The following is a 17,706-nucleotide window of genomic DNA, read 5'->3' as shown; positions in this document are numbered from 1 at the left end:
AAAGGGAAAAAACTAGCTCTGTTATGAACTAGTTTTGAATGACTTTTACCTTCTCATCGTCTAAGGTCATACCAAGCTTTTCAGTTGCAATATGTAAAATCCGTTCAGGTCGACTTAATTCCACAACTTGTAGAGAAAGGCCATCGTTTACTTGCGTTTGTTGAGCAATGGATGATTCAAGCTGATGAATGTCATTATTGACAGTATAAATGGACGCGTAATTATGAATGATTAACCCGAAAATGAAAAATGCTGCAACAATCATTGAACCAATGATCAACTGCTCACCTCTTGTAATGCTTTTCCTAATATGGCGAACCGATTTACGTCTTACCTGTTTCGCTTCCTGCTCTTGCCCTATTTGACGTGCTACATTCATTGTAAACCTCCTTATCTTTTCTCTGCAATTCGAAGTTTTGCCGAACGCGCTCGATTATTTTCACTTAATTCTTTATCTGATGGCAGAATGGGCTTTTTTGTTACAAGGACTAACTCAGGCTCATAGCCTTCTGGAATAACGGGTAAACCATGTGGTAAATCAGGTCCCTTACTTGCCTTTTTAAAAATATCCTTACAAATACGATCTTCCAATGAGTGGAAGGTAATCACACAAATGCGCGCTTTTGAAGCCGAAATGTCAATGGCAGCTTCTAGCGCTTCTTCAAAAGCACCTAACTCGTCATTCACAGCGATACGAATTGCTTGAAAGGTTCGTTTTGCAGGATGCCCCCCTGCCCGTCTTGCTGGAGCAGGAATCGCCTCCTTGATAATATCAACTAATTGACCTGTCGTTTCAATTCGTTGCTTTTCCCTGTGCTGTTCAATCTTTCTAGCAATTTGCTTTGCAAAACGCTCTTCGCCATATTTAGATATGATTGAAACCAATCGGTGAAACTCCCACTCATTAACAATTTGATGAGCGGTAAGCATTGACGTTTGGTCCATTCGCATATCTAGAGGGGCATCTTGATGATAGCTAAAACCTCGCTCTGCCTCATCTAATTGTGGAGAAGAAACACCTAAGTCAAATAGAATGCCATCTGCTTTTTCTACGCCATGTTTTGCTAATTCCCGTTTCAGATAACGAAAATTGCTTCGAATCAGTGTGAACTTCCCCTCGTAAGGAGACAGCTTTTCTCTCGCATGTGAAAGAGCAACGTCGTCTTGGTCAAACGCATACAAATGACCGCGCTCTGACAATTGTTTAAGGATCAGCTCCGAATGACCAGCTCCACCTAACGTACAATCGACGTAGATTCCATCTGGTTTTATATTCAATCCTTTAACGGATTCTTCCCTCAAAACTGTCACATGTTCAAACATGTTTTCACCGACTCCTTAAAACACAACGAATGTTGCTGCTTATTCTCTAAAAGGTTGTACAAAACGCTCGTGAAAGATGAGTATGACAGTTTCTGTTCACATGCCCAAGTGTACTTAAAAACCTATCAAGCAAATGGGTTGAGCTTTCGTAGAAATACGCCTTTTGTTACCGCCTGAGCCTGCTTTACAGCTCAAAATCTACGATATTTTCAGCAATCTCACTAAATGATTCCTCCGAAGAAGCAAAATATTCTTCCCATATCGCCTTACTCCAAATTTCTGCTCGATTTGATACGCCAATAATGACACATTCTTTTTCAAGCTGTGCGTATTCACGTAAAGGAGAGGCAATATTTACTCTTCCCTGCTTATCAAGCTCACATTCAGTGGCCCCTGAAAAAAAGAAGCGAGTAAACGCACGAGCGTCTTTTTTTGTAAAAGGTAACGTTTTTAGTTTCTCTTCAAGTTTTTTCCATTCATTAAGTGGATAGACAAAGAGGCATCGATCAAGCCCACGGGTCAAAACAAAGGAAGTCCCAAGTTCATCTCGAAACTTTGCGGGAATTATCATTCTTCCTTTCTCATCAACATTGTGACGATATTCTCCCATGAACATCGATTTCCAACTCCCCCCCACTTTCTAACTTTAATCTACCACATCCCTCCACTTTGTACCACAACAATTTCTGCTTCTTTTTCAAAAGAAAAAACCCTGCTAAAATGCAGGGTTTTGGTCGTCTGACTTTCGACTGTCAAGATCGTCATTCATTTACAATTTAATCAAATATTTCGCATCAACGCGCTTAATTTCTGAGTCTAAAATCCTAGTAAAAAAGTCATCACCTGTTAAATTTAATAAAATCATGACATGATGAAATCGTTCCTGTGGCTGACCTTGAGGTCGCAACCAATGGTTTGCATAGTCAAATTTCCGAAGTTCGTTGTCATATTTGCTTCGAACTTGCCTCTCCAAACGGCGCTCCAAAAAAGCAATTTGCTCTTCAATAATGAATGCATTTTTTTCAGCTAGTTTGGTCATCGTCGGATCAATTTCCTCAGCCAGCTCTCTTAAAGGACGATGGACCTCGCGCATTTTTTGAATGACGTCCTTTGTCACATCCCCAATTGGCCAAGTTTTCTGCTTTTGATACCAAGCTTCTCGTAATTCATTCGTTCCGTTTGTAATGATTTCTTCATAACTATAGTTGTTTTCTTCTACCCATTTTTGAACATCTCTCGGAACAAAAGTAACTGACATTCGTAAAATGACTGGCGGCACACTTAACCCAAAATGATGAAACACTCCTTTTAATGTTGCCCAGTAGGCTAGCTCCCCTGGTCCAGCAACAAAGGCTAGAACAGGTAACAAAAATTCTTGCATTAAGGGTCTTGTAACAACATTATTGCTAAAACGTTCTGGGTGCTGCTCCGCCAACTTTATTAATTGTTCTTTTGTTAATGTTTTGTCTGTTCCTCTGAGTGTAAACCGTCCATTTTCAAAATCGATCCTTCTACGGATTTCTCCATCCACGTAAAACAAATGTGCATTTGACTCCTCTGTTTCAATGGGGCGACCGTATCCAGCTACCTCGAATGCTTTTGCACCGTCCATAAACAAACGTTGAATGTCTTCAACTTCACTTATCATTCGTGCAAAATAATGCCCCTCCAGTTGCCGGAAAAGCGGGTCTCCTGAATCAAGTAAGACAAGCCCTTCATCCTTAAACAGCCAGCTGATGATTTCCCCAAAAAAATCAACATACGTATTTGAGCGTTCCATACAGGCTAATACACCATGAAGCAAATGTTGAGTATGCTCCGTTTCAGGTAAGGAAGAAAAAACATCATCAATCCAATTCTGCAATTCCTCTTTTTTTAACGCGACATCTGTAGCGGCTTTTCTCTCATCCTGGTAAAGTCGATGGGAAACCCAGCGCCCTTCTTTTTCAATCGATACAAAATTAATTTCATCCAAGTCATGGTCTTCTCCAGCAATCCAAAAAAGCGGAATAACTGGTACACCCAGCTTCTTTTCTTGTTCTCTTGCTAGCAAAATGACCGAAACGGCTTTATAAACGGTATAGAGGGGTCCTGTTAGAAGACCAGCTTGCTGACCTCCGACGACCATAACGCTTCTCTCATCCTTCAACTTCTCAATTTGTTGTAAAGCTTGTTCTTTGTATGTAAAACGTTGCTGATACATTGTCAACGCTTCCATCAACGCTTTTCTCTGAAACGTTTGATTGGACAGTTCCATTAAGCGGTTAGAATAGGCTGAAGCATCCTTATAGTTATAATCAAAAAAAGAGAGCAATTTTTGCTCTTGATTTACATAATCACGGTTAACCGTGGATTTAGGTAAAAGGAAAAGTTCCTTCACATTCATGGTTAGACGCCCTTTCTTCCGAGGATACGCATTGAATTATAGCAAACTCCGTTAAGTCCTCCAAATAAGTTGCCTGTTATCATAAAGCGAGGATTCGCGCAAATAGACCATACCCACTTAAAATAATATGTAAAAAAAAGAATAATAAGAAATTCACGCGCCAAATACCTCGAAATAATTTACGTACGTAGATATCGTTTGCAACCTTCCAATGAAGCCATGTAAAAAGGATCGCTACCAAAAAAAAGATCGTTAAAATCATCCACAGAAAGGATTTGGACCAAATTTCCTGCATGAGAAAATATACAGCAACCATAAAAAGAAGGGTTGTGCTATCAGCAGCAAGACGAACAGCCTTCCGTTTGTTACGAGAGATTTTCACAGTAATAATATAGACAAGGTACCACCCCAGTAACGGGATCGTTACTAGCGTCGCCACAAACCAAGCAATTGCATGAGTCAAGTTATTCCCTCCCCTTCGAGCCCGCATATGCTTTTGTATACAAACCTTGTATAAGGAAGCATCAAACCTCTTTTTTCTGCCTCCTTTAAAATAAAACCACTAATGCTATCAATTTCAGTTTTTCGTCCATTTCGTACATCTTCTCTCATCGAAGACGAATTAGACGCCGTTTGTTCACAAATCTGTTTTGCGTTTTTTAGCATGTCATCTATATCTTTTCGTCCTAGAGCTAGGGAGGCTTCCTTCACAAGCATCGTTAAACACTCTTTGAAATGTTCATTTTCAATCAGCCGTCCATTTCTAATTTGATACATCGCTGTTAGGGGATTAATCGCCGCATTTGCAATGAGCTTCGCTTCCATTACTTTCCGCCATTCACTCGTAGGTGTCAGCGAAAACCCAATTTGTTCAAGACTCGCCCACTCTGCTTGCAGACTAGAGCAATCTCCCTTTACAAGACCAAGTCGAATGGTCCCTAACCCTGTATGTCGAACCTTCGCGTCCCCGTCACGCCTTGCCCCATGCTCTACCATTCCACAACTTACGATTTTGCTTGGCGCATTACTCATGATCGAAAGATGACCCATTCCATTTTGAAAAAAAACAAGTTCTTCCCATTTTGCCTTCCGTTTATGTAGAAGTTTCATCACAGCCTCTAATTGGTATGATTTCACGGTGATTATGCAGGCCTCAGCTTCATTCGGATCAAAAGAGGCAAAAGGAATCGCTTGAACAGCAACCTTCTCGCTCGATCCATCATTAAATACGATGGTCAACCCGCTCTCATTTAATTTCTTTGCTTGCTCGCTTCGATGGGTAACGACCATCGTTTGTACACCTGCTTTGGTTAAGTATGCTGTCATTAATAACCCAATGGCTCCTGCTCCAATGACGGCTAAACTCATTGCTTGTCACATCCATTCTAAACAAAATCAGCATCCTAAAAAAGATTCCTTGATGAGTGAATGATTTCTTGGATGACGTTTTGCTTATGCAAATTGTAACATAATTGTAACGTTACTCTAAGTAGTATTTAATCGTTCGAATAATCAAACTTTTTTAAAATTCGTTGTAAAAATAAAGATTTCTATCCGCCTTTTCTTTATTTTATAGTAAAATAAGAATATTGTATGTAGATTATTTGTTGCTAAAGGAGGATGTCTTAATGGATGTACCTGAAGTGAAGCGCTTGCTTGTGAACTATAAAACATTGGAGGAATTTCGTAATTTTCGTGAATACGGAGCAGCGGAGCTTTCAATGAAGGAAGACCTTCAAGCTAATATCATTGAGAATGATAGTGAGTCTCCATTTTACGGCATTTATTACGGTAATAAACTTGTTGCACGAATGAGCCTCTATCGAATTGACGGAAAGTTTGATCGCTATTTTGAACCACCTCAAGATTACCTAGAATTATGGAAGCTGGAAGTTTTGGAACCCTATCGAGGCAAGGGCTACGGTCGAGCTCTCGTTCATTTTGCCAAAGGTTTTAAGCTACCAATTAAAACGAATGCAAGACAACGCTCGAATGAATTTTGGGAGAAGATGGGCTTTGAAGCCGTTACGTATGATCCTGAACGAGATCGTGGTGAAAACCCATTTGTATGGTATCCTGAAGGGGTTCGAGAACAGCAAACACTAACAGAAGAAACGAATTAAAAAATTTTTAAAAAGCGAGGCTCCCACGGCACCTCGCTTTTTTTTTTAGAAAAACTTAACTCCCGCCAGATCATCTTAAAAGAGAGCACCCTTTATCATAATATCCGCTCCATCTATAAGCGAAGATAGCAGGTCTGCGAGTGTTTTTAGTTTTTCACACACAACCCTCTCTCACCTTTAGAAAAGAGAGAAACGAAGCTTCAGCACAAAGTAAGACAGCTAAAAATCCCTTTCACACAACCACTCTTGATGAAACGCTGTTCGGTCGTTACGAATTCATGCGATGTACATGTTTCTATTATTCATCTGCTGTATTCACACTATCACGCTCAAGACTCGATAGCTTTCTTGCTCGTTCCATAATGGAAATTAATGTCTGATAATCCTCACGAATCAGTTCTTTTTCTTCTTTTAAAATGGACAGTTCTTTTTCTAACGTTTGATTCTTCTCTCTTAGCCAGTCATTCTCACGTTCTAACTTCTCTTTTTCTTTTATTTGCTCTCGTTCATTCCCAAGTTTTTCTTGCTGTGTTTTTAAAAATGCGATGACATCACTCATTGTAAGGGGCGTTCGTTGTGAAGCTCGCTCAGTTTGAGACAGCGATTCCTCTTTTTCTACTTTTTCAGGCTCCGCTTCGAAAAAAACAGGATTTTCTCCAGCTGCCTCTTTCAAAATGATTGGCTCCTCTTCAGAGATTAGCTTTGCTCCTTTTTTACGTTGCTTTTTTGCAAGGGAAATGGCAGCTTCATATTTTTTCCGAATCGTTGAATTCCAGCGAAACCCACATGCTGCTGATGTACGAGACAATCTCTCCCCTACCTCTTCAAACGCCGAGAGTTGCGTGCTCCCCTCTCGAATGTGCCGTAAAACCACCTCTGCTAAAATTAAATCTTCATCACTACTCCATGCATCTTGCCGAATCGTAGACATGACATCCCTCCTCAGTTAAGTCCCTTTTTAATACGTATGCATATACTAGATAAGATAGACTTTCTTCTAGTAGAGGATTATATCCTGATTCCAACAACTCTATTCACTCATTTAAGAATCTCTTTGAAGCAGCGGTTATAAGCAGTAGCATCCAAAGGAGCTTCTCCCTTTTCACCTATGTACTTTATATTTTTTCAAGACCGGCCACGATCACTTCATTTCTTTCATGTTTCATTTATTTTTGCAAAAAACGATCGACTGCCTGATGGTGTTCCTCTCTCTCCCACAGAACTGCACATTCTGCAATTTCGTTTGCGACTCGACGCTCCATACAATTTCTCGGAATTCGGTCCAAGCTTCGACGTTTGTATGCTTTTAATACTTCTAAGTCTTTATTTGTATACGGCTTTAGCCATTCCACAATACCTGCTTTAAAGGTCTTGTCATCAGCAATAATTTCCTGCAAAAAACCTTTGGCTTTTGCATCTTCACTTTTGTACATTTGACCACTCATCAACATCTCTTGACTTAACGGTGTGCCAATACGTTCATGTAAAAAAGAGGCACCACCCCATCCTGTTGTAATTCCAAGCCCCCCTTGTAAAAATCCAAGCTTTGCATGGGAGGCTGCCAGGCGAAAATCACAAGCCGTAGCGATTTCTGCCCCTCCTCCAACCGCAGTGCCATTTAACGCTGCAACGGTTAGCTTCGGCAAATAAAATAAATCAAGTAAGACACGCCCCATTTTTTCAAGCATTTCCTTCGCTTGTGCCTCTGTTCGTAATCGATGAAACACTGACAAGTCACCACCTGAACAAAACGCTTCGCTGCCAGAACCAGTAACAACAACAACCTTACTTTCATCGTTCGTCACTATTTCTAAAGCCACAAGGAGTTCAGAAATAACCTCTTCATCAATGGCGTTACGTTTTTCTGGACGATTGAGCTGAATCCAAGAAAGTTCACCCTCTTGTTTTACAAGTACTTTGTTTGTCATCGTACTCCCCCCTTCTTCCATTACGTATACGACATTTCCTTTGTTTTTACCTTTATCCCTTTCTTAACGTACAAAGAGCCTACCGATTTCTCGGCAGACTCTTCATTTTCCAATATCAAAGCATTATTTGCTCATCACGTCTTGGCCTTTGTATGAGCCACACGCTTTACATACACGGTGAGCTAATTTTAATTCTCCACACTCAGAGCATTTCACCATACCAGGCACAGCTAGCTTATAGTGAGTACGACGCTTATTTTTACGAGTTTTAGATGTTCTTCTAAAAGGTACTGCCATCATTCCCACCTCCTTACAGGATCTAAAATCATCAGGTCAGCTTATGTTCGCTGATAATATGAAATGAAGTCATGGGCAAAAAACCCTTCCTTCGAGTTTCTTTCTTTCCCACTCATTCAGTTCTTATCAAAAAATTTTGCAAGTTCAGCTAAACGAGGGTCGATTCGGTCCTGCTTATCTTCTTCCGAAATAAGCTCCCAGCCTTTTCCTTCTGGTGGCGCCTGACCATTTTCATCATCGTCACTAAAAATTTGCATTGGAATTTCTAACAAAATCCGTTCCTTAATATAAGGGGTTAAATCAATCACATCACCTACAACAGGGTGGATGTCTTCATCCTCCATGCTAACAGGTGTTGTATCATTGACTCGGAACTGCTCTGATACATGTAAATCAAATGGAAAGCTTACGTCCGCTAATGTTCGCGAACATGGTAAGGTTAAGCTTCCTTTAATATGAAGTGGAAACGTGATCATGTCACCAGAAAATACCGCTTCCCCTTTTACATGTACAGATGAAACCGCACGGATATCACGGTTTTGTTCTTTTAAACTGTCTAAGTTTAATACCTCGTCAAATGAAAAGCCTCGATGCTTAGCAGCACGAAGCTGATGTACCGTCCATTTCATATGATCACCTCAAGGCAACAAGAGTAATTATAGACCTAGCTTTTTTGTTTGTCAACCTTTTTTCTTTACAGAGACTTGTCTATAATTAAGAAGACACAACAAGCATTTACAAAGAAAAAGGAGCGTTCTCCGTTGTCCTCTGTTACGATTTTATGTTTATGCGAAAAAGGGGACGGAGCTCATACCACCTTCATCCAGTGGTGCTCAGTAGTTACGTTAAGATCTACTTTTACCATTGATATTTTCCATTTAAAGGACATTGTAGCATGTCAGATAACAAGAGTAAAGCGAGCGATCCTTTCATCGGTACAAATTAAGGCTACCTCTATATTAAAGGAGGAATAATGGTTGAAATCAGTAGGCGTCGTCGTCGAATATAATCCCTTTCATAACGGACACTTTTATCATCTTAACGAAGCAAGAAATAAGGAGCAAGCAGATGTGGTCATTGCCGTCATGAGCGGCTACTTTTTGCAGCGGGGAGAACCAGCGCTTGTTCCTAAGTGGCAACGTGCGAAAATGGCCCTTCTTGGTGGAGCTGACCTTGTTATCGAATTGCCTTATGCCTATTCTACGCAAAAAGCGGAATTCTTTGCGAAAGGGGCGATTCAGGCTTTAGCCATCCTTGGTGTAGATTCCGTCTGTTTCGGAAGTGAAGCTGGAGACATTACTCCCTTTATGGAGCTTGTTAGGTTTATGGAACAGCATCGAAGTAGTTGGAATATCAAAGTTAAAAGAAACATGAAAGAAGGAATGAGCTACCCAACCGCAGCGTCGAAAGCCTTTTTCGATCTCCAAGGTTCGCAGGACATGCTTGATCTATCGGCTCCAAACAATATTTTAGGCTTTCATTATGTAAAAGCGATTCGCGATCAAGCCATTTCGATGAATGCCTCCACCATCCTTCGAAAAAGTGCGCAATACCATGATGAATCGTTCGCCACAAAAACGATTGCTAGTGCCACAAGCATTCGAAAAAAACTATCCAATCCCGTTGATTTGCCAACAATCCAGACCGTTGTCCCAAATTTCACTTTTGTAGAACTGCAGGCGTATTGGAGAGAAGCTGGCATGCTTCATCGTTGGGAGCATTATTTCCCATTGTTAAAATATCGTTTGCAAACCTCAAAGCCAATAGAACTTCAAGCGATTTATGAAGGAGAGGAAGGGCTTGAAAACAGGTTTTATGAAACGATCCAGCAAGCTACCTCTTTTCAGGATTGGATGAGTCGACTCAAAACAAAACGATATACATGGGTTCGTTTGCAACGTTACGCCACTCACCTGCTTACAAATACAAAAAAATCCGACATGAACTTTATTCATGAACGGGCTCAGCTCCCCTACGTTCGTTTGCTAGGGATGACAGAGGTCGGTCGGGAGTATTTAAAAAAGAACAAAAAGCATTTTCCTTCTCCAGTTGTTACAAGACCCGTTGCAACCGACGATCCAATGATGGAGATGGATTTAAGGGCAGCGCGAAGCTATTATTCGATCCTCCCTGCTCAGCTTCAGCAAACATTCCAGCATGGGGAGTTTTCCACTCCACCCATCTTTGTTAAACAGAAACAATCATGAATGGGCTCTCTTCCCATATGGGGAATAACGGTTCATGAGTGGAATTTGGTGCGCCACTCAATGAAAATGCTGCGGGAGAAGCACTTCTTTTCCTTCTCTCCCTGTGCTGATGCTCTGTCCTCTTTTTACACGATATAAAAGCAAAAAAGGTAAGTTCCCCCATCATTTTTGAGGGAAACTCACCTTTTTTTACGGTTATGAACTTTTTCTATGGACAAGGGGACGAAGCTTCAATTTAAGTTGATGAAACAATGAAGCCCTTCCGCCGCTCACACCACCTTCATTGAAGGGCTGCTCAGCGTTACTTAACGGACTCACTTCCATCCAAGTAGGAAGAGTGAGCCGCTCATGAACTTTTTTGTGGCAAGCTTTCTAAAAAGGCGATGGCATCCTCAAATGTATCAACTGGGATGATTTCCATATCAATATTCAGCTTCTTTGCTGTTGCTAGTGCTTCTTGATAATTTGAATCAGGATTCCCTTGTTCATTCGGGACGAAAAAGTAGTCAGCTCCGGCATTGTTCGCAGCAACTACCTTTTGTTTTGCACCACCAATTCTTCCAACACGTCCTTCATCATCGATTGTTCCTGTACCAGCAATCTGATAACCTTTTGTAATGTCTTCCTTTAAAAGCTGATTGTAGATTTCAAGAGAGAACATAAGCCCGGCTGACGGTCCGCCGATTTCACTTGTATCTACAGTCACATCAGGATGAAACGTCACCTCTCGATCCGTGACTGGGTAACTAATGCCGAGACCGACTCGTTCAGCGTCTACACCCATTTCTTTAGGAAACGGCGCAAACCCAACGGTGACCTCAAGTGTCTCTTCTTCACGGCTTATCGTAAGCACTACTTCGTCCTCCGCTCCTTTTCCTTCTATCGCTTCAAAAAACTCTTCCACTTTTAAGACACGTTCCCCATCTACAGCTACAATATGATCTCCAGGTTCTAGTACTTCAGAAGCAGGCATACCTTCAATAAGCTGGGTTACGAGGACACCAAAATAATCGTAGTCCACTTCTTTCCCTGCATGCTCATAGGCAACAATCGCTGCGGTTTCTTGGGAGCTTGACATAAGCATCAGCTGACGATGCTGGTAATCAGCCTCTGATTCACCTTGATATCGAATTTGTTCTTCAGGATAAAGCTCTCGAAACTCGCTAAATTGAGACCATATGTAAAAGAAGAGATTTGCCTTGCCCATTTTAATCGTTGTCAGCATAAAGCTTCCATCATCTTGATCCTCATATCCATCCTTCACATCAATGACAGCGGCTAGTACTTTGGCATCCCCTGGTTCGGAATAATAATAAGGGAGCTGAAAGAAATGGACAAAGAGTAAAGCAACGATAAGAGCAAGCCAACGCTTCGGGAACTTTTTTTTCTTTTCAATCACCATGGTGTGTCTCCTTCCAACGCTGAATTTCATGTTTAATCATATCAATTTTTTGATAAGCTGCCTCTTCTCCTTGCTCGATCAGACGCTCCACGGCAACGAAATCAAGGGTTTTTGATTGTTCAACGATAGGGCGTATCATGACAGAGCAATCTATTTCTTGATTGCGAATCAATTCCCTTGCCATAATATCCATACTCTGAATCATGACATCATAAATCGTCGTTATGATGGGCTCTTCACGAAAAAAGGAAACATCAACCGCAATCGTAAGATCGGCACCCATCTCCTTTACAACCGAAACAGGTACACGATCAATCACGCCGCCATCAACGAGTAGGCGCCCATTCCATTTTTCAGGAACAAACACTCCTGGAATGGCGATACTTGCCCGAACGGCCGTTGCAAGATCCCCTTCTCGAAAGATGACCCTCTCCCCTTTTAACAAATCGGTTGCAACAATCGCAACAGGTGGGCGTAGTTCATCGATGGACTTCCCTTTTCCTAATGCACGAATTAACTCCTTTACCCGCTTGCCAGCTACAAACCCCATTTTCGGAACTGTAAAATCAATATAATATTTCCGCTTAAATTTTTTTGTAAATTGGATAAGGTTTTGAACCGAATGACCGGCCCCGTAAAGCGCAGCAACGAGAGCCCCCATACTACTTCCAGCCATGTAATCAATCGGTATACCTTCTGATTCTAGCACTCGAAGCACACCAAGATGGGCATATCCTCTTGCGCCGCCAGAACCTAACGCAAGACCAATTTTAGGTTGTTGAGACAAAAAATCATCTCCTATCTGACGAATTGCCGTACTGTGTTCAATCTTATGGTCTAATTAACGCTCGTATACGTATATTTATCTTAGAGGAACGAGGTTTCTACAACCCGATATTCATAACGATAGATCTTTCAATGTTCATTGAATAGAGGAGGCAGCTATGCACTTGCCCTTTCCCATATTGAAAACCTTACTTTTTGCCAGCTTTGCTTCTTTTTTAGCTGTATCACTGATGATATTCCCAAAAGAATCATTAGAAGCCTCAACCCTTGGTTTACAAATGTGGTGGAACGTTGTCTTCCCTTCATTACTACCCTTTTTTATTGTTTCAGAACTGCTAATCGGCTTTGGTGTCGTTTCTTTTTTAGGGATGATCCTTGAACCGCTTATGCGTCCACTGTTTCGTGTCCCGGGGGTTGGTGGCTTTGTTTGGGCAATGGGACTGGCTTCTGGTTATCCAGCTGGTGCAAAGCTTACCGCAAGGATGCGTCAAGAAAAAAAGCTCTCTAGAATTGAAGCCGAACGACTTGTTTCTTTCACCAATTCATCCAATCCGTTGTTTATTTTTGGCGCAATTTCCATCGGTTTTTTTCAAAATGCGGCTTTAGGAATTCTTCTCGCCTTGTCTCATTACTTCGGTAATATCTGTGTTGGACTGATGATGCGCTTTCATGGTAGGAGGGAGGAGAGCGTTTTACCTCCATCTCCAGTAAAAAGAATGTCTATTAAGAAAGCCATACAGTTAATGCACAATGAACGGCTAAAAGATGGACGGCCCTTAGGTCAACTGTTAGGTGATGCTGTCCGCTCATCGATCCAAACATTACTAATGGTCGGTGGCTTTATTATTTTATTTTCTGTCCTAAATCGAATTCTTAGTCTTGTTGGTCTGACCGAACTCTTAGCTGCCTTTTTTTCTATTATACTCGCTTTTTTTCAATTACCAAACGAATTAAGCACCCCTTTACTTTCAGGATTATTTGAAATTACCCTTGGGGCCCAGATGACAAGCCAGGTTGAAAGTGCCTCGCTCCTGCAACAAGTCATTGTTACAAGCTTCTTTTTAGCCTTTTGCGGCTTTTCGGTTCAAGCACAAGTTGCAAGCATTCTTGCAGAGACAGACATACGCTTCAAGCCTTTTTTTGTCGCACGGCTTATGCACGGCTTTTTTGCCGCTGGACTAACGATTATTTTATGGAAACCTCTCTATGAAGCTCAGCAAGGTACAGAAAGCTCCATCCATTCGATCCCGACCTTTTTTCATCATCAAGCAAGTCCATGGTTTAACGGCATATGGGATGCCCTTTTGAACTACGGATCGTATTTTACACTTTTCATGGTTTTGCTCTTTGTTTTCTTAAGAGCACATCACACACTTAAAAAGTGAAGCGCGAATGAGCGACACCCTCCTTATAACGTCATGATAAGGAGGGTGTTTTCTAGTTTTTATGACAACCATTAGCTTTGACTAAACTTTTTTCGCAATGCCTTTTCAACTGTTTCAGGAACAATATCGGACACATCTGCTTCATATTTTGCCACTTCTTTTACGATGCTAGAGCTTAAGTATGAATACTGATTGTTTGTCATCATGAAAAACGTCTCGATCTCTGGTCCGAGCTTTTTATTAATTGAAGCCGCTTGCATTTCATATTCAAAATCAGACACTGCTCGAAGTCCGCGAATGATGGTCTTTGCTTGCTTTTGCTTCACGTAATCAATTAAAAGACCATTAAAAGAGTCGACTTCCACATTCGGAAGATGCCCCGTCACATCTTTCAGTAATTCAATTCGTTCTGCAACAGAAAACATCGGTTGTTTGTTTCGATTATGTAAGACAGCAACAATGACTTTATCAAACACATTTGCACCTCTTGTAATAATATCGAGATGGCCATATGTTACAGGATCAAAGCTTCCTGGACAAACAGCGATACCTGCCATTAAACATCTCCCCCTTTCAAATCATCTACGACATGATAAATTGAGATTCTGATTGCTCCATAAGTTTCACTTCTTATACGTGTTGCAGCTCCAATTTGTTCGGGTAATTCCACATCCGTACCATGCTCACAAACAATGACCCCACCATGTTCTACTAATCGAAAATTGACTAAAATCGCAATTTCACTCGCTAGTTTTTGCTTTGCATACGGAGGATCTAAAAAAACATGGGTGAACGAAAGCTGGCGTTTTAATAGAGCTTTAAGCGCACGGCTTGCATCATTTCGATAGACCTCGGCTCGGTCCATTAGTTGACATTGACGTAGATTGTCCTTAATGGTCTCAACTGCTTTACGATTTTGATCAACAAAAATGACTTTCTCTACGCCTCGACTAAGTGCTTCAATCCCGAGTCCACCGCTACCGCCATATAAGTCTAACCCTAATCCTCCATCAAAATAAGGACCAATGATATTAAAAATCGCTTCCTTAACCTTATCTGTTGTTGGTCGTGTTGACGAACCAGCAACTGCTTTTAACGGAATTCCCCGTTTTTCACCTGAAATCACTCTCATGGCTCAACCCTTCTTTCCAAGCCTTATGACAAAAGTTCCTTCTAATCCTACCACAAAATAATAAAAAGCTTAATCGTTCCAATCCGTACTTTTCATTTTTAACGAATCACGTATAAACAATAACGATAGGGTCATACTAGAGATAGCAACATTTTATTAATGTTGCAATAACCGCGGAGAAGGCTTACGTTTCCCCATAAGTTCTTCCTCCGGTTTCTCCTCTCCCATAGCCTCGTACATACGGAATGTATGATTTCGGGCACCTCGTAAGGGCGATCCTTACGGGGATTTTTTTATTTCCATCACTTTAATATGTCCTTACTCGACATGAAAAATAATTAGTGCTACAGTTAATCGGAGAATAAACGAAGGAGCGTCTAAAATGATTCAACGATTTATCGAATTAGGTGAAGGATACTCTGACCTATTTGAACTACTAGAATTAGCAAAAACGAACCAACATCGATTACATATGCTGTTAAGACTCGATACAACGATTAACAACCGAAAGATGACCTCCCTTGCAGTCATTTTAAAACCGGCTGAATCTGGAAAGCTCATGCCTCTCTATCTTTGCCGCGAAGGAATCCCTAACCCGGATGAGACACCCAATCAACGTTATGAACTGTTCGACTCTTTCGCAAAAGAACTCAAGCATGAGGTTCATACACTTGTCGTTAAATCATCTAATGATTTTAATGAACCTGCCCTTTATTATCAATATTTAATTGGTGTCCTTCGCATGAACCGTTACATTCCTCCTTTGTCTTAAAAGCAACATACTTCCTGCTTTATCATCCTGCAAGCTCCGTCCCCTTATCCACAACAAAAGCTGCTTCCCTCTTAGTGTGAAGCAGCTTTTTCTTGAAGATGCTGTCGTTTAAAACGTTGTTCAGCAATTGGTAAAATTTTAAACTTAACAAGCGCCACATTTAGGAGGAGAACGACGCTTGAGGTAAGGAATAGTCCACGAATTCCCATATTTGCCACAATCCAGCCACCGAGCACTGGCCCAATCATCGTCCCAAGATACATCGCACTATTGGAGAACCCGTATGTTCGACTCTCCATTCCTTCAGGCGCATGGATACGAATGAGAGAATTCGCAGCAGGTAATAGCCCCCCTAAGCAAAGACCGACAAAGAATCGTAAAACAATCAGCTGCCATAGCTCCTGAACAAAGGCTTGGGGAATCGTAAAAATAGCAAGCCCAAGCAAGCTATAGATCAATACATGATGTGCTCCTTTTTTATCGCTAAGCTTTCCTAGTTGAGGAGAGGCTAACATATTCGCAAAGCCCATGACCGAAATAGCTAGCCCTGCATAAAAGGCTACATTGACTCCACCGCTTAGCTCATCAACATAGAGAGATAGAAGTGGGTTAATGCCCATGATCGCAAGCTGAATGAAAAAGATGACCGCATAAAGAGATAAGACGGGTTTCTTTGATGTCACAAAGGCAAAATCTTGCCTCGTACTTGTTTTCTCTTTTTCAGGTGCCGCTGTAAAGTCTTCCTTTACAAATTTTAAAACAACAAAAGCAGCAACAAGAATACACATTCCAGTTACAAAGAAAATCATTCGAAAGCCGAATGCTTGCGCCATAGCGCCCCCTATAAGTGGACCACATATTCCTCCTGCTACTGCACCTGATTGTAATATACCAAGGGCATAACCAACCTTTTCCTTAGGAGTATTTGTTGCGACAAGTCCAATAGATGCAGGAATAAATCCAGAAATGACTCCGTTTAACAACCGTAACAGCAATAAGGAGAGAGGACCTGTTGCAAAACCAGTTAAGCTGATGACAAGCGCCATACCAAAACCTGAGCGGAGGATCATCATTTTTCGTCCATGATGATCAGCAAGTCTCCCCCAAAAAGGTGAAAACAAAAAAGCAGTTAGAAAATTCGCCCCAAAAATCAACCCTGCCCATAGACTTAGCTGCCTTGGATCCGTAACACCAAGCTCTTGTAAATAAAGAGGCAGAAATGGAATGATCATGGTCATTGAACCCAAAACTAAAAACTGGCAGACGACGAGAATTCGTAAATTCCGTCTCCAATTTTCCATATCCGTATCACATCCTTCTCCCCTATTATATATTTCGCTAACCGAAACAATCAACTAATAGGCTCGGATGATGGAAAAAATATCAAATCTCCCCCTATTGTAAGTCTGTAGACCACTTATTTAAAACAATGCAGCCATGCTTTTTTTCTCACCTATTCTATACCTGAAGTCCGTTCCTTTTTCAGCATTCTTCAAATGAATCAAAAGTAAATATCCGCCGGTAGAACCGGCGGTTTTAATTTCGCCCTATAAGGGCACTTTACCGACAACCCCCTAAAGGGGACTCGAAATTGACCGTCAACCGTTCACTTCTATTACTTATCTTTAAATGGATCGACGTACTCTCTCTTCGTCATTTGGTCGCGTAATCGATCCTCCGCTTCCTGATTACGTATATAATTCTCTATCGTTTTTTGATTCAATCCTACAGTACTCACATAATATCCTTTTGCCCAAAACGTACGATTCCCATGGTTATACTTTAAATTGGCATGCCGGTCGTGGATCATTAACGAACTTTTTCCTTTTAAATAGCCCATAAAATGTGACACAGACAATTTAGGTGGGATTTTCACTAACATATGAATATGATCCTTCATCGCATGTGCTTCAATGATTTCGACATCTTTCATTTCACATAACCTTCTGAGAATAGCACCTATAT

The 17,706-nt window shown here is 41.1% G+C and carries 20 protein-coding genes; 4 read left to right on the top strand and 16 right to left on the bottom strand.

Features of this window, described 5'->3' with window-relative positions:
• Positions 1-28: 28 nt before the first annotated feature.
• From ftsL to BLT_RS0107650, 6 genes are all read right to left on the bottom strand, one after another.
• Positions 29-379 (bottom strand): cell division protein FtsL, encoded by a 351-nt coding sequence (gene ftsL, locus BLT_RS0107675; RefSeq protein WP_017727201.1) that lies wholly within the window; start codon positions 377-379, stop codon positions 29-31.
• 11 nt (positions 380-390) lie between these two features.
• Entirely contained in the window at positions 391-1,323 is a 933-nt protein-coding gene (gene rsmH, locus BLT_RS0107670) for a 16S rRNA (cytosine(1402)-N(4))-methyltransferase RsmH (RefSeq protein ID WP_017727200.1), read from the bottom strand.
• Between the two features lie 184 nt (positions 1,324-1,507).
• On the bottom strand, positions 1,508-1,939 hold the full coding sequence (gene mraZ / locus BLT_RS0107665) for a division/cell wall cluster transcriptional repressor MraZ (RefSeq protein ID WP_017727199.1): 432 nt from the start codon (positions 1,937-1,939) through the stop codon (positions 1,508-1,510).
• Between the two features lie 153 nt (positions 1,940-2,092).
• Entirely contained in the window at positions 2,093-3,709 is a 1,617-nt protein-coding gene (bshC, locus tag BLT_RS0107660) for a bacillithiol biosynthesis cysteine-adding enzyme BshC (protein WP_017727198.1), read from the bottom strand.
• Between the two features lie 79 nt (positions 3,710-3,788).
• A complete protein-coding gene (locus tag BLT_RS0107655) occupies positions 3,789-4,172 on the bottom strand; it encodes a DUF3397 domain-containing protein (RefSeq protein ID WP_017727197.1) in 384 nt (127 codons plus the stop codon).
• Positions 4,169-5,077, bottom strand: a complete 909-nt coding sequence (locus BLT_RS0107650; protein WP_017727196.1) for a 2-dehydropantoate 2-reductase — start codon at positions 5,075-5,077, stop codon at positions 4,169-4,171. The genes BLT_RS0107655 and BLT_RS0107650 overlap by 4 nt, the downstream gene beginning before the upstream one ends.
• A gap of 260 nt (positions 5,078-5,337) precedes the next feature.
• On the opposite strand from BLT_RS0107650, the gene BLT_RS0107645 reads away from it, so the two are divergent.
• On the top strand, positions 5,338-5,832 hold the full coding sequence (locus BLT_RS0107645; RefSeq protein WP_017727195.1) for an N-acetyltransferase: 495 nt from the start codon (positions 5,338-5,340) through the stop codon (positions 5,830-5,832).
• A 298-nt stretch (positions 5,833-6,130) separates the two neighbouring features.
• Here BLT_RS0107645 and BLT_RS0107640 read toward each other — a convergent pair whose 3' ends face one another.
• The 4 genes from BLT_RS0107640 to BLT_RS0107625 form a co-directional block, all read right to left on the bottom strand.
• On the bottom strand, positions 6,131-6,763 hold the full coding sequence (locus BLT_RS0107640) for an RsfA family transcriptional regulator (RefSeq protein ID WP_017727194.1): 633 nt from the start codon (positions 6,761-6,763) through the stop codon (positions 6,131-6,133).
• 235 nt (positions 6,764-6,998) lie between these two features.
• The gene (locus tag BLT_RS0107635; protein ID WP_017727193.1) at positions 6,999-7,760 is read right to left on the bottom strand and encodes an enoyl-CoA hydratase/isomerase family protein; all 762 of its coding nucleotides are present in this window, start codon (positions 7,758-7,760) and stop codon (positions 6,999-7,001) included.
• Positions 7,761-7,883: 123 nt separating this feature from the next.
• The gene (gene rpmF / locus BLT_RS0107630; RefSeq protein WP_017727192.1) at positions 7,884-8,057 is read right to left on the bottom strand and encodes a 50S ribosomal protein L32; all 174 of its coding nucleotides are present in this window, start codon (positions 8,055-8,057) and stop codon (positions 7,884-7,886) included.
• A gap of 116 nt (positions 8,058-8,173) precedes the next feature.
• Positions 8,174-8,686, bottom strand: a complete 513-nt coding sequence (locus BLT_RS0107625; protein ID WP_017727191.1) for a YceD family protein — start codon at positions 8,684-8,686, stop codon at positions 8,174-8,176.
• A gap of 348 nt (positions 8,687-9,034) precedes the next feature.
• Here BLT_RS0107625 and BLT_RS0107620 point away from each other — a divergent pair, with 348 nt between their 5' ends.
• Complete coding sequence (locus BLT_RS0107620) at positions 9,035-10,264, top strand: nucleotidyltransferase (RefSeq protein ID WP_017727190.1); 1,230 nt, start codon at positions 9,035-9,037, stop codon at positions 10,262-10,264.
• 346 nt (positions 10,265-10,610) lie between these two features.
• Here BLT_RS0107620 and BLT_RS0107615 read toward each other — a convergent pair whose 3' ends face one another.
• Complete coding sequence (locus BLT_RS0107615; protein WP_017727189.1) at positions 10,611-11,666, bottom strand: SepM family pheromone-processing serine protease; 1,056 nt, start codon at positions 11,664-11,666, stop codon at positions 10,611-10,613.
• Positions 11,656-12,453: a patatin-like phospholipase family protein gene (locus BLT_RS0107610; RefSeq protein ID WP_017727188.1), complete on the bottom strand. Its 798-nt coding sequence runs from the start codon at positions 12,451-12,453 to the stop codon at positions 11,656-11,658. Before BLT_RS0107610 ends, BLT_RS0107615 begins: the two co-directional genes overlap by 11 nt.
• Before the next feature lie 157 nt (positions 12,454-12,610).
• Here BLT_RS0107610 and ylbJ point away from each other — a divergent pair, with 157 nt between their 5' ends.
• Positions 12,611-13,837: a sporulation integral membrane protein YlbJ gene (gene ylbJ / locus BLT_RS0107605; protein WP_017727187.1), complete on the top strand. Its 1,227-nt coding sequence runs from the start codon at positions 12,611-12,613 to the stop codon at positions 13,835-13,837.
• 71 nt (positions 13,838-13,908) lie between these two features.
• Here the strand turns inward: ylbJ and coaD are convergent, their stop codons facing one another.
• Together coaD and rsmD are read right to left on the bottom strand one after the other, a co-directional pair.
• Positions 13,909-14,394 (bottom strand): pantetheine-phosphate adenylyltransferase, encoded by a 486-nt coding sequence (gene coaD, locus BLT_RS0107600; protein ID WP_017727186.1) that lies wholly within the window; start codon positions 14,392-14,394, stop codon positions 13,909-13,911.
• Entirely contained in the window at positions 14,394-14,969 is a 576-nt protein-coding gene (rsmD, locus tag BLT_RS0107595) for a 16S rRNA (guanine(966)-N(2))-methyltransferase RsmD (RefSeq protein WP_017727185.1), read from the bottom strand. Before rsmD ends, coaD begins: the two co-directional genes overlap by 1 nt.
• A 382-nt stretch (positions 14,970-15,351) precedes the next feature.
• Between rsmD and BLT_RS0107590 the strand changes: the two genes are divergently transcribed.
• Complete coding sequence (locus BLT_RS0107590; protein ID WP_017727184.1) at positions 15,352-15,741, top strand: DUF7147 family protein; 390 nt, start codon at positions 15,352-15,354, stop codon at positions 15,739-15,741.
• 71 nt (positions 15,742-15,812) lie between these two features.
• Here BLT_RS0107590 and BLT_RS0107585 read toward each other — a convergent pair whose 3' ends face one another.
• Together BLT_RS0107585 and tnpA are read right to left on the bottom strand one after the other, a co-directional pair.
• Complete coding sequence (locus BLT_RS0107585; protein ID WP_017727183.1) at positions 15,813-17,042, bottom strand: MFS transporter; 1,230 nt, start codon at positions 17,040-17,042, stop codon at positions 15,813-15,815.
• Between the two features lie 314 nt (positions 17,043-17,356).
• On the bottom strand, positions 17,357-17,706 hold a 350-nt coding region (gene tnpA, locus BLT_RS0107580; RefSeq protein ID WP_017727182.1), incomplete at its 5' end, for an IS200/IS605 family transposase.

The organism is Halalkalibacterium ligniniphilum, assembly GCF_000334155.1.
Taxonomy (GTDB): Bacteria; Bacillota; Bacilli; order Bacillales; family Bacillaceae_D; genus Halalkalibacterium; species Halalkalibacterium ligniniphilum.
Note: the sequence above shows the minus strand (reverse complement) of the source record. Positions and strands in the feature narration are given on the sequence as shown.